The 12,444-nt window shown below is 42.9% G+C and carries 14 protein-coding genes; 9 read left to right on the forward strand and 5 right to left on the reverse strand.

The window, feature by feature from the left end; translation table 11 throughout:
- The first annotated feature begins 22 nt into the window (after window positions 1-22).
- The gene (locus FLA_RS09995; RefSeq protein WP_076380334.1) at window positions 23-364 is read left to right on the forward strand and encodes a hypothetical protein; all 342 of its coding nucleotides are present in this window, start codon (window positions 23-25) and stop codon (window positions 362-364) included.
- Window positions 365-395: 31 nt separating this feature from the next.
- On the opposite strand, the gene FLA_RS10000 is transcribed toward FLA_RS09995, so the two are convergent.
- Window positions 396-1,199 carry a type 1 glutamine amidotransferase gene (locus tag FLA_RS10000; RefSeq protein ID WP_076380594.1) on the reverse strand — a complete coding sequence of 268 codons (804 nt, stop codon included), beginning with the start codon at window positions 1,197-1,199 and terminating at the stop codon, window positions 396-398.
- 171 nt (window positions 1,200-1,370) lie between these two features.
- Between FLA_RS10000 and FLA_RS10005 the strand changes: the two genes are divergently transcribed.
- Window positions 1,371-1,670 (forward strand): hypothetical protein, encoded by a 300-nt coding sequence (locus tag FLA_RS10005; protein ID WP_076380335.1) that lies wholly within the window; start codon window positions 1,371-1,373, stop codon window positions 1,668-1,670.
- A 76-nt stretch (window positions 1,671-1,746) separates the two neighbouring features.
- On the opposite strand, the gene FLA_RS10010 is transcribed toward FLA_RS10005, so the two are convergent.
- Entirely contained in the window at window positions 1,747-2,106 is a 360-nt protein-coding gene (locus FLA_RS10010) for a response regulator (protein WP_076380336.1), read from the reverse strand.
- A 401-nt stretch (window positions 2,107-2,507) separates the two neighbouring features.
- Here FLA_RS10010 and rpoN point away from each other — a divergent pair, with 401 nt between their 5' ends.
- From rpoN to FLA_RS10030, 4 genes are read left to right on the forward strand one after another with little or no spacing between them, the layout of a single operon-like run.
- On the forward strand, window positions 2,508-3,932 hold the full coding sequence (gene rpoN / locus FLA_RS10015) for an RNA polymerase factor sigma-54 (RefSeq protein ID WP_076380337.1): 1,425 nt from the start codon (window positions 2,508-2,510) through the stop codon (window positions 3,930-3,932).
- Window positions 3,933-3,941: 9 nt separating this feature from the next.
- A complete protein-coding gene (locus FLA_RS10020; RefSeq protein ID WP_076380338.1) occupies window positions 3,942-5,420 on the forward strand; it encodes a sigma-54-dependent transcriptional regulator in 1,479 nt (492 codons plus the stop codon).
- The gene (locus FLA_RS10025) at window positions 5,398-6,597 is read left to right on the forward strand and encodes a sensor histidine kinase (RefSeq protein WP_144264080.1); all 1,200 of its coding nucleotides are present in this window, start codon (window positions 5,398-5,400) and stop codon (window positions 6,595-6,597) included. The genes FLA_RS10020 and FLA_RS10025 overlap by 23 nt, the downstream gene beginning before the upstream one ends.
- Window positions 6,598-6,600: 3 nt before the next feature.
- Window positions 6,601-8,058, forward strand: coding sequence for a hybrid sensor histidine kinase/response regulator (locus FLA_RS10030; protein ID WP_076380340.1), 1,458 nt, complete (start codon window positions 6,601-6,603; stop codon window positions 8,056-8,058).
- Here FLA_RS10030 and ku read toward each other — a convergent pair.
- Together ku and FLA_RS10040 are read right to left on the reverse strand one after the other, a co-directional pair.
- Window positions 8,055-8,843 (reverse strand): non-homologous end joining protein Ku, encoded by a 789-nt coding sequence (ku, locus tag FLA_RS10035; RefSeq protein WP_076380341.1) that lies wholly within the window; start codon window positions 8,841-8,843, stop codon window positions 8,055-8,057. The genes FLA_RS10030 and ku overlap by 4 nt on opposite strands.
- Before the next feature lie 80 nt (window positions 8,844-8,923).
- Window positions 8,924-9,511, reverse strand: a complete 588-nt coding sequence (locus FLA_RS10040) for a DUF4142 domain-containing protein (protein WP_076380342.1) — start codon at window positions 9,509-9,511, stop codon at window positions 8,924-8,926.
- A 200-nt stretch (window positions 9,512-9,711) separates the two neighbouring features.
- Between FLA_RS10040 and FLA_RS10045 the strand changes: the two genes are divergently transcribed.
- A complete protein-coding gene (locus FLA_RS10045) occupies window positions 9,712-10,140 on the forward strand; it encodes a hypothetical protein (RefSeq protein WP_076380343.1) in 429 nt (142 codons plus the stop codon).
- A 14-nt stretch (window positions 10,141-10,154) separates the two neighbouring features.
- The gene (locus FLA_RS10050) at window positions 10,155-10,511 is read left to right on the forward strand and encodes a hypothetical protein (protein WP_076380344.1); all 357 of its coding nucleotides are present in this window, start codon (window positions 10,155-10,157) and stop codon (window positions 10,509-10,511) included.
- A gap of 19 nt (window positions 10,512-10,530) precedes the next feature.
- On the opposite strand, the gene FLA_RS10055 is transcribed toward FLA_RS10050, so the two are convergent.
- On the reverse strand, window positions 10,531-10,722 hold the full coding sequence (locus tag FLA_RS10055) for a hypothetical protein (protein WP_076380345.1): 192 nt from the start codon (window positions 10,720-10,722) through the stop codon (window positions 10,531-10,533).
- Between the two features lie 119 nt (window positions 10,723-10,841).
- Here FLA_RS10055 and FLA_RS10060 point away from each other — a divergent pair, with 119 nt between their 5' ends.
- Complete coding sequence (locus FLA_RS10060; protein WP_084206336.1) at window positions 10,842-12,404, forward strand: alpha-N-arabinofuranosidase; 1,563 nt, start codon at window positions 10,842-10,844, stop codon at window positions 12,402-12,404.
- Window positions 12,405-12,444 lie beyond the last annotated feature (40 nt).

Below are 12,444 nucleotides of genomic sequence, written 5' to 3' on the forward strand. Positions count from 1 at the left end.
ACATTATTAAAAACACATTTGTATGGAAACTCCTCATGAAATGACAACAGTAGCCCAGGTATTGGAAAAGCTACGTGTTAAAAAAATGGACAACGAGTTCAGGTATACAGAAGAAGGCTTTACCGCAGGCAAGGGTAAGGTGTACCAGCCCGAAGACCTTGAAATAACGAAGGTCTTCCGCTTTGAAGGTCCGTCAGACCCTTCCGATATGTCTATTGTATATATTATTGAAGCCAAGGATGGATTACAGGGCTATAGCCTGGATGCTTATGGCACCTACAGCGAACATGAAGCAGGGTATGATAATTTTATCAGGCAGGTGTCGGTAAAAGGGCATGAAGAACAGCTTTTATTTGAATTATAAACCTGATGTAAAAAACAAGATGCGTTGCTGTTTACAGCAACGCATTGTTTAAAAATGCCGGTAAAATATGTTGTTGTGTGTGGTTGATCTTTTCCGGGTTTATCATGGCCTCCATCATACTATGCCATTTCTCCTCGCCATAACTTTCTATAATAGCTGCTTTTTTATCTTCCCGTTGTAAATGTTTACTGGTGCCTTCGGCATCTGCTTCCGGATGAAACTGGGTGCCTATAAAGTACTTATTAAAGCGTATAGCCATTATCGCCCGTTCGTAAGGTACGTGCGGACGCTCTTTTTCAATAGCCAGTAACTGGCCACCTATTTCCTGTATACGGTTTAAGTCGGGCTGAACTACCTGGTAGTTGCGGCTGTCTACTGCATAAAAAGGGTCATGCAGGCCCTGAAACAGGGTTTCCTGTTTGCCTGCCTGAAGCTGGTGCACCGGAAAAGCGCCAAAAGCAGCAGAATGCCTTTTACACACCTGGCCTACCTTATAATATTTACAAGCCAGCTGAAAACTGTGACATATAAAGAACACGGGCTTGGGCTTGTTGCCGGAAGTGTTGTTCCAGGCTTCCAGTTTTTGCAACCAGTTGATCCATGCATTTTCCCATTTGCTGTCAGCACCAGAAAGGGGCGAGCCGGGGCCACCGCTGGATATATAGATGTCGTAAGATAAATCAGGTAGTTGAACCTGTTGTCTAACTTCAAATATATTCAGCACAAGCGCATGCTGTTGCTGTTGTGCCCAGTTGGTTACAATTTCCTGCAAACAGCGCATCCCTTCGTTAGGTTGTCCGTTGTACAAGTCCAGTATCGCTATTTTTATTTGCATGAATACAGCTGCGTTTTGCGCAAACATAAAAAAAGCTGCTCATATTAGGTAATGTAGATGTAATTCTACAGGCAATACGGCTGAATATTACCATTAGACAAGTATGATTACGGCTGCGCTGGTATGGCAGTGTTTTTGAACTTTTATAGTCAGTAATAATAAAACACCACTATGATAAACTATTCCACCCATGTGTTTAAAGTTGTGAAAGCCCACAACAACAAAGAAGTGTATGCCTGGCTTCACCCCGAAGTAGATATAAGCAAGCAGGAGTATGCTGTTACCGGCAGGTACCTGGTTGTGTTATTGCATCCTGATAAAGGGCTGCAAACCTTTTACCTGAACAAGGAAAAAGGAAGTGAAGCGTATGTAATGGATGAAAACAGCCCGGCTATAGTAGAAGAGGAATGGCAGGAATGGTGCAGTAAGGCCATTCATTCACATGCCCGGCAACAGCAAAGCAGTTTATAGATGTAGTACAGTTGATAAAAAACAAAAGCCTCTTTACAGAGGCTTTTTGCATACATATATTCAGGCAACGCGTATATTAAGCGTTGGCGGGATTGGCCAGTAAGTTGGAAATAGCCTTTAAACCCAGGGGCTTTTCAATAAATTGCACATCCGGATATTCTTTCAAATGGGCCAGGTGCGTGTAATAAGCGCTCATGAGATTAATGGTGGTATCGGGATATTTTTCTTTTAATAAAGGCACCTGCTGCCAGCCTAAGCCATCGGGCAGGTGGTTATCCAGGAAAATGACCTCTGGTTTAAAAGCTTCAGCTTCTTCCAAACCTTGGGTAATTGTACCGGCTGTAGATACCGTGTGGCCTAAGCGTGTTAAGTAATTCTTTAACAACAGGGTAAAATCAGCTTCATCATCTATCACTAAAATCCGGTAGTTTTTCATTACCAAGAGAGTTGATTATAAATTTCTATTCTTCTTAAGTATTGTACAATATGTATTCCATAATGCCAGATTCGACTGAATATGGACTTTTAAAGGGCAAAAAGGTCAAAAATACCTACAATTAAGGGGGCAATTACACAAAGGTGCTTTTTAGTAACCGGGTAAGGATTTGCACGAACGGGAGGAGGAATGCCGGGTAAAATGAGAAATAGGGAACACTTTTGAACAATGGTTAAACGGCAAGTAGTTGCGTAAAATAGCGGTTATTGTGGAAATTAATACCCATATTTGTTTTCTTCGCATGCGTTCAGGCGGAGAATAGAAAACGGTTCAAATAATTTTTTTTTGGGTTTGGTGTTTGCTAGATAGGAGGTGATTGTCCGTTTTTAACCGTCTTACCTATGATAAATCAAAGAATTGAACAGAAGGGCCAGTTAAAGGTATTACCGCAAAAAATACAGTTTCTCAACTTTCTGTATTTGAACAGACAGGAGCTGGAAATGCGCATACAGAATGAATTAATTGAAAACCCGTTGCTGGAATTGAAAGACAACGGGGAGAGCGAGAAAGAGAATGACGAGGTGATAGCTGATTTTAAGGGGGTAGAGGAATACATGTATGACGATATACCTGACTATAAATATGAGTATCATAATTATTTGCCTGACAACGCGCATGTAGACAGGCCGCTGGAAGAGCGTCCTGATTTCAGGGCCGATTTACGCCGTCAGCTGGGCTTGCTGGAAACTGACGCCAGGATGTATGATCTGGCGGTGTATATTATAGACAGCCTGAATGACTATGGTATGCTGGATACAGATATAGACACGCTGGCAGAAGAATATTCCTTTAATCAGCAGCGTGTTACCGAGCCGGAGCAGCTGGAGCAGGTGATAAAGCTGTTGCAAACGCTGGACCCGCCTGGTATTGCCAGTTTTTCGGTAAAAGATTGTTTGCTCACACAGTTGAACCGGGTAGAGAAGAAGTGTCCGGTTTGCCGCAAGGCCATAGAGCTGATGACGCATTATTATGATTACCTGTACACCGGCAGTTTTGACCGCATAATGGATCAGATGCAGCTGGATAAAGAAGAGTTTCAGGCTGTGATACATTATATAGCCAAGCTGAGTCCACACCCGGTAATAGTAACAGATTCGGAAGAAGAAAAACAGCAGGTGATTGTGCCTGATGTGTTTGTGTTAAAAGAAGGAGAGCGTTTTGTGATCACTTTGAATAATGCTTATTCCGACAGGTTGATGATAAATAATTACGGGAGTGAACTGCATGTAGAAGGGGCGGCCGACAGGGCACAGAAGCAGGCTAAAAAGTATATCAAAAGCAAAACAACTGCGGCCAACTGGTTTATATCGGCGGTGCAGCAACGGGAGCATACCCTGGTAAAAATTATGCAGGCCATTGTGCATTTACAAAGGGCTTATTTTGAAGAAGGGGATACGGCACAGATAAAACCGATGATATTGAAGCAGGTAGCAGAATTGTCTGGCATGGATATTTCAACTGTATCGCGTGCCACTGCCAATAAATACGCAGAAACAGAATTTGGAATGGTGAGTTTGAAAGCGTTGTTTACGGAAGGTGTGCATAATACGGAAGGGGAAACAATCAGCAACCGTATTATACGCGATCATATTAAAGACATTATTGCGGGAGAGGACAGAAAGGACCCGTTTACGGACCAGCAGATAACAGACGCATTGAAAAAAAATGGAATAATGATTGCAAGAAGAACGGTAACAAAGTACAGGGAACAGCTGCAGATACCTGTTGCCCATTTAAGGAAGCTGTCTGCTCAAATACAACATTAAACAATACCTATGCCTAAGATTCTCATCGTTGATGATGATAAAGACATGTGTCTTTTGCTGGAAAGATTTCTCAGGAAGAAGAATTATGAAGTAGTAGTGGCTAATTCCGGAAAAGAGGCATTGAACTGCCTGTTCAGGAACAATGTGCACCTGGTGCTTTGTGATTACAAGCTGGAAGATGTAACCGGCGCGGAGTTGTTAACTTCTATCCGTAAAGAGTATGCTGATTTGCCGGTAATTATTATCACGGCCTATAGTGATATTAAAACGGCGGTTGATGCTATGAAAAAGGGTGCGTTTGATTATGTAACCAAACCCTTGTTCCCGGATGAGATTTTGCTGACCATTGAAAAGGCGCTGAAGAGTGGCGGTGTGGCACCCCACAATACCAACGGTGCTGTTGTGGATGGCGCTAAAGCCGATCATCAGAATGGCAGTGTTAAAGAAAAGCAGATTGCTTTGCATTCCGACAGGTTTGTAGCAGGCAAAAGTCCTTTATTTAAGAATATACTGGAACAGATACGACGTGTAGCGCCTACTGACTACAGTGTTATCATATATGGCGAAAGTGGTAGTGGTAAAGAAGTGCTGGCCAATGAAATTCATATGCAAAGCAAGCGTGCTAAAAATCCGTTTGTGGCTGTGGATTGCGGCGCTTTATCGCGCGAGTTGGCAGGCAGTGAGCTGTTCGGGCATGAGAAAGGTGCTTTTACAGGTGCATTGAACCAGAAGACGGGCATATTTGAAGTAGCCAACGGCGGAACAGTGTTCCTGGATGAAATAGCCAACCTGAGTTATGATATACAGGTAAGCCTGTTGCGTGCCGTACAGGAACGTAAAATAAGAAGGGTAGGCGGTACCAAGGATATTGATTTTGATGTGCGCATTATAGTAGCCAGTAACGAAGAGTTATGGGAAGCTGCGAAAAAAGGTAAGTTCAGAGAAGATCTGTTTCACCGCTTTAATGAGTTCAGCATTAAAATACCGCCATTGCGCGATCGTAAGGAAGATGTGATGCAGTTTGCCACACACTTTTTACAACAAGCCAATGAAGAACTGAATAAACATATCAAGGGCTTTCAGCCAGAGGTGGAAGATATCTTCCGCAAATATGTATGGCATGGTAACCTGCGTGAATTGAAGAATGTAATTAAGCGTACTTCTTTATTAACGGATGGTGATATGATTGAAGTGACCTCCCTGCCATTTGAAATTATCAACTATTCCAAGCTGAATTTTGATGAGGCTGAAGAAGCGCCCGCAGAAAAAGCCAGTAAGGTAGAAGCAGGTATTGTGTTGCCTAAGCGGGAAGATTCGCTGGGCGAAAACAGCCTGAAAGATGCAGCAGCAGATGCAGAGTACCTTACTATTTTAAAAGCGTTGAAGGAAGTAAACTTTAATAAAAGCAAGGCAGCCCGATTACTAAACGTAGACAGGAAGACCCTGTACAATAAGATTAAACAATTTGACGAGAATAACAACCGGTAACCCTATGCCTGCTGTATTTAATGATAATACCTCCCGTGTTTCCACTGCTTCGGAAGTAAGCCGTGATACAGAAGTGTTTCTGAAATATGGCACCTGGGAAAATTACCTGGAAAATCAAACTTTCTGGTGGTCGAATGGTATGTATATACTATTTGGCTACGATCCTGCCGATAAAGAAACGTTGCATATTTCCACTGATTTTTACTACAGTCATATGTATCCCGAGGATGTGGAGCAGGCGCAGAAGATCCGGCAGAGCTGGGAAAGCTTTCCGGGATATTATTCATGGGATTTTCGCATTAAAGACAGGCAGGGCAATATAAAGGTGCTGGAAAGCAATGCGCGCATGATACGGGATGCCAACGGGGTACTGGTGAAAGTAGTTGGCACCACGCGTGATATTACCGATTTGCGTACTTACCAGCGTGGGCTGGAAGCTAAAATACAGGAGCTGAACCGTAGCAATAAAGAGCTGGAAGAGTTTGCTTATATCGCTTCACATGATTTGCAGGAGCCTTTGCGCAAGTTTAATACGTTTGGCGAGCGGCTACAGGTAAAGTACAGTGCCGTACTGGAAAAGGATGGTAATTTTTACCTGGACCGTATGATGGCGGCAGCGCAGGTAATGCGCGAGCTGATAGATAACCTGCTGGATTACTCGCGCATTAGTGGTAATAACCACGAATTTAGCCGTGTATCCTTACCCCGCGTAATAGCCGATGTGTTAAGCAACCTGGAATTACAGATAGAAGAATCGAATGCCGTAGTAGAGGTAGAGCCTTTGCCGGAGATAGAAGCTATTCCATTGCAAATGCAGCAGCTTTTCACCAATCTTATTTCCAACGCCATTAAGTTCAGTAATAACCAGCCATCGCCGCTGATACAGATAAAGGCCGGAAGGCCCCAGCCGGAAGAGTTGTTGCAATGGCCTTTGCTGAGCAATATGCCGGTGTATAAGATTACGGTCAAAGACAACGGTATTGGCTTTGACCAGGAAGATGCTATCCGTATTTTCCAGATATTCCAGCGTTTACATGGTAAGGCGGAATATAAGGGGTCGGGAATTGGTCTTTCTATTTGCAAAAGAATTTTAGAAGTTCATAACGGGGTAATCTATGCTGAAAGCGAGCCTGGTAAAGGTGCTTCTTTCATTATACTGATACCCGAAATAAGGTAGATTATGAGTGGTGTTCAACAGCCTGTAAGGATATTGGTAGTAGATGATGATGAAGATGATTTTTTGATTTTAAAAGACATGCTGCAGGCAATATCCCATCCTGTAAAAGCTACCTGGTCTTACTCTTATAACGATGCCTTAGAGCATATCCGTTCCGGTGCATACGATGTTATTATTGTAGACTTCCGCCTGGGACGTAAAACCGGTATTGATTTAATGGCCGATGCGGCCCGGTTTCATTTTGATACGCCTTTTATTTTTTTAACAGGTGCAGGCAGTGCCAAAATTGATGCGCTGGCTTTAAAAGCTGGTGCTACCGATTACCTGGTAAAAGGGGAGATGACTGAAGAGAAACTGGATAGAAGTATCCGGTATGCTATTGAAAGAAGCAAGGTGATTGCCGCATTGCGTTTAAGTGAAACCAAATACCGCAATGTATTTGAAAACTCGAAAGATGGTATTTTTATAGCAGACCATACCGGGCGCATTATACAAACCAACACGGTGTTTATCCAGTTGCTGGGTGTTTCCATTGATGATAATCCTGCCTTAAATCTTACCGACCTGGTTACTTCGGAACAGCAAAAAAACATACTGGCCAATGTTATTGAGCATTGTGGCGAGATAAAAGATATGGAAACGGAACTGCTGTATGCGGGTGAAGACATTCGCACAGGGCTGTTAAGTATTTCGTGCAGCACTAATGAAAACGGCGAAAGCTTTTTTCAATGTTTTTTACATGATATTACGGAGCTGAAAAAGAGTGAACGTAACCTGTTTCAGATAGAGAAGCTGAATGCCATGGGAGGGCTGGTGCGCACGTTGGCACATGAGGTTAGAAACCCGCTGAATAATATAAACCTTTCGGTAGACCAGATGGAGGAAATGTTTACCGATGAAGGTCTGGCTATTTACCTGGAAATTGTAAAGCGCAATTCTGGGTATATTAATTCACTTATTACAGAACTGTTGCACTCCTTACGGCACACAGAAATGAATATTCAGAAGTGGCCGGTGCATGATATTTTTTACCTGTCGCTTGCCAAGGTAAAAGACCGTTTAGATATTAAGAAGATTCAGGTAAAAGTATTGTTGCCACAGGAAGATTTGCATGTGCAGATTGACCTGGAGAAAATGAACTCTGCCTTTTTAAACCTGTTGACCAATGCTATTGAAGCCATAGAGCATAACGAAGGGCTTATTACCTTAAGCTCTGAGAAAAGCAAGGATGGCGTATTAGTGAAAATACAGGATAATGGCATGGGCATATCTACCGAAAGCCTGGGGCGCCTGTTTGAACCTTATTATACCACTAAGCGCAATGGTATGGGACTGGGCATGGTGGCTACTTTAAACATACTACAGGCGCACAATGCTACTATTGAGGTGAAATCAGAAGTAGGCAAAGGCACTGCATTCAGTATCCTGTTTCCCTGGCCGGTAGAAGCTGCAGAGAATTAAGACGCTTTTTTCTGCGATTTAGATTTGGCTTTGCCACTCAGGCTGGCCTTCAGCTGACTAACCAGGTCGCTGGTGTTTCTATGTACCACCTTCAATTTGGCAGGCGGTGTTTTTATCCCTTTTTGTTTCTTTTTGATAATGTCCAGTAAGGCATCGGTATAAGTGTCTTTATACTTGTTCATGTTGAATTTAGAAGGAGTAAGGTTGGCGATAAGCGCCATAGCCATTTTCATTTCAGCAGCAGTGGTTTTAGATGTCGGCACCTTAATGTCGCTGGAGTCTCTTATCTCCTCGGGAAAACGTAAAGTATATAACAGCATAATATTGCCACTGGTAGTGAGGGCGCATAAATGTTCTTTATTGCGCAGCACAAAGGTGCCTACGCCAATTTTGCCTGTTTTGCTAATAGCATCACGTAGTAACACATAGGCTTTTTTACCTTCGGCGCGGGGCTCGAGGTAATAAGGTGTTTCGTACAACATTGGGTCAATATCTTCCTGATTGGCAAATTCGTTTACCTGAATCAGTTGTGTTTTTTCGGGACTGGCTTTTTCAAAATCCTTATCCTCCAGTATCACATATTTACCATTCAATTCATATCCTTTTACGATACTTTTCCAGGGTACCTCTTTTCCTGCGTCATTCACTCTTTTAAAGTGTATACGTGAATGGTCTTTTTTATCCAGCATATCCAGGTTTAACGAACTGTTTTCGATAGCGCTGTACAGGTTAACGGGAATGTTTACCAGGCCAAAGCCAATAGCGCCTTTCCATAAAGATCTCATAACTACATGGGTTTTGTGTTATATAAAAAAGGCCACCTGCAGACGCAGGCAGGCCGTAGAATATGTCCACTCTAACAACATTATTTTTTAGCATAGCTGGCTTGCAATGCCTCCAGCATATCCAGGTGGTGCCTGAGTTTAGGAAGGGTAACACCTGCCCATGCTTTAAAGTCGCTGTTTACATCATTGTTGTTCACTGCATCTTCAAATTTAGAAATGCTTTTCTTATGCAGGCTTACCAGCTCATCCGTCCAATCTTTATTAAATTCTGTATTGTTTTTTGCTTTAAACTTTTCTGTATCCTTCATCGCGTCTTCTGTTTCAGCAGCGGGGAGGGTTACTGATTTACCGGCTGCCAGGGATTGCAAATCGGAAATCACCCTTTTATGATCAGAGATCAGTGAGTCGGCCAGCGTTCTGATGTTTTTATCTGTGCTCTTTTCTTTTGCCACAGAAGCCAAAGCTACTTCGTGATAGTTGGCGGCGGTAATATCTACCAGTAATTCCGCATTCTTTTTAGTAGAATCCTCTGTAAACTTTTGCTTGTTAGCGTCTTCTGCTACTTCTTTACTGTCTTTGTTCTCCTCTTTGGGTGTGCTGTCGCACGAGGTGTATAGCATGGTTCCACCTAACAATAGCAGCGCTACACATACGGTTGTTGTTTTCATAGTTATCTTGTTTGTTCCATGTATTATAAGGAAAAACCATTCCATAGGATATTTTCCCTGCTTTTAAGGGGTATTTGTGGAAGGTTTTCCGCACAGGAAGGCTGTAAAAGAGGGGAAACAGCAGCGTAAATGTAATGGCACAACCATAAAGAAGAATGGAACGAACTTTGGTTTATCAGGTGTAACCAAAGTTTGAACCTATGGAAGAGAATTATGAAATGAACCTGAAAGAGCGCGTGGAAAAAATTCGCACTGCTTTGATGTACAGTTCGTTAAGCGAAAACATTGACATGCCTACTAACATTGCTGAAACCATACGTTATGAGGAAGGGGGCACTTTGTGGCTGATGGTGAAAAAGTGCTGGACTAACGTAGATGAGAAGTTTCCTGTGAAATTACATTACTACAAAAAAGGCATTCCACACTTCATTAAAATTGAGGGGGTGGGGCAATTGGCTTATTTGCCAGGTAATATTGCTGTAATTAAAGTACAGGTTACTCAACATGAAATGAGCGATTATGAACTGTCTTATTCTAAAATGGTTAAAGCTGGCTGGTGGGGCTCTGTAAATCAATGGATGCGTGAAAATGTATCTTTTTTATTCAAACCTGAACCTGTAGCCGCCTGATTTAAATTTTACTTATGACGCCATCTGAATGTATTGAACTGTGCCTGAAATGTGCAGCGGCATGTAATGCCTGTGCAGCAGCCTGTTTACACGAACAGAATATAGCTGATCTCCGTTATTGCATATCGCTGGATATACGTTGTGCCGAAGTGTGCACAGTAACTGCTAAATTGTTGAATTATCCGGGAGAGGACGCTACCACTATGGCTAAGTTGTGCAGTAATATGTGCATTGCCTGCGCCGAAGAGTGTGAAAAGCACGCTATTCATGGAATGCAGCATTGTGCCGATTGCGCGGCTGCCTGCCGCGCCTGCTCTAATGCATGCGAAGAAATTGCACATGCAATATCTCCCCAGAAAAACCGGGTGTAGTTGGGCTGCACCTGGAATTTTATTTTTTTGCTGATTGCTTAATGGTGTTGCTGGCCGCTACTTCTGTTTTTTCCGGAACTACATCCTTTACATCTTCACTATAACCTCCCTTGTTATACGTGCGGCGTTGTGCGCTGATTTCCTTGCTTTTATCTTTTCCGGTGCCTTCAAAATAGGTGTTGCCTTTTTTCTTACTGTTAGGATTTTTCATACGTTATGCTTTACAGTTTACAGATTAATTAAAAAGATATACAAAAAAAGCATGCCGCATTTCTTTTAATTGTAAGTATTACACTTTAATTTACGCCAGCATTTTAAAACGAAACTTTAATGAAACGAGCTTGTCAACGGGTAATTTCCAAATTATCATTATGCCTGTTAGCCTTACCTTTTAGTGCAACCCATTCTTCTGCACAGGTACAGGTGGTAGTAAATGGCTACAATCCAACACAACAAATCAGCCGACATATTTATGGTCATTTTTCCGAACACCTGGGAAGATGTATCTATGATGGCTTTTGGGTAAATGAGGGGATGAATGTGCCCAAAAAAGACCGTATCCGCCTGGATATAGTGGATGCCCTGAAAAAGATCAACATTCCCAACCTGCGCTGGCCGGGCGGTTGTTTTGCCGATGAATACCATTGGAGAGATGGTATCGGGCCACGCAACCAGCGTCCTAAAATGGTGAATACCAACTGGGGTGGTGTAACAGAAGACAACAGCTTTGGTACACACGAATTTCTGGAACTCTGTAGCCTGCTGGGGTGCGAGCCTTATGTGGCGGGCAACGTAGGTAGCGGCACGGTGGAAGAAATGAGTAAATGGATTGAATACCTGAACTTCAATGGTGTAAGTCCTATGACCGAACTGCGTAAGCAAAACGGCAGGGACAGCGCCTGGAAAGTAACTTACTGGGGTGTAGGTAATGAAAGCTGGGGCTGTGGTGGTAATATGACCCCGGATTATTATTCCGATCAATACAAGCGCTATTCTGCTTTTGCCAAAAGCTATCCGAATGCGCCTTTGAAAAAGATTGCCAGCGGTGCTAACGTGGACGATTATAACTGGACAGAAACCTGTATGCGCAATATTGGTCCCCGTGGTATGTGGGGTATTACCCTGCACCATTATACACTGGCAGGTGGCTGGTGGAAAAAAGGCCCTGCTACCGGTTTTTCTGAAGAGCAGTATTTCGGTTCTATGAAAAGCTGCCAGTTTATGGAAACCCTGATCAACCGCCATGGTGCTATCATGGACAAATACGATCCGGAGAAAAGAGTTGCCCTGGTAGTGGATGAGTGGGGTATCTGGACGGATGTGGAGCCTGGCACCAACCCTGGTTTCCTGTATCAGCAAAACAGTATGCGTGATGCTATCATTGCGGCAAACACACTGAACATTTTCAACAACCATAGTGATCGTGTGCGTATGGCTTGCCTGGCGCAAACTATTAACGTGTTACAGGCGTTGATTTTGACCGATAAAGAAAAGATGCTGTTAACACCTACTTACCACATCTTTGATATGTACAAGGTGCACCACGATGCCATGTTGTTGCCGGTGCAGTTTAAAAGCCCTGAATATAGCAATGGTAAAGAGCGTGTAGATGCTATCAGCATTTCTGCTTCTAAAGACAAAGATGGTAAGGTGCATGTAACCCTTTCTAACTGCGATCCTACCAAAAAGATAGACGTGAACCTTCAGTTAAGCGGTTATAGCTTTAAATCGGTGGACGGTCGTATCCTTACTTCCGCCAAATACACAGATGTCAACTCTTTTGACCAGCCGGATAAAATTAAGCCTGTTGCTTTTAAAGGAGCCTCTGTATCTGGTAGCACGGTAAGTGTACAAATGCCTGCATTATCTGCTGTGGTATTGGAATTGAAATAGAAAATAGGTTAATTTGAAGCATTAAATAATAATAAGCTAT

It is taken from the genome of Filimonas lacunae (genome assembly GCF_002355595.1).
GTDB lineage: Bacteria > Bacteroidota > Bacteroidia > Chitinophagales > Chitinophagaceae > Filimonas > Filimonas lacunae.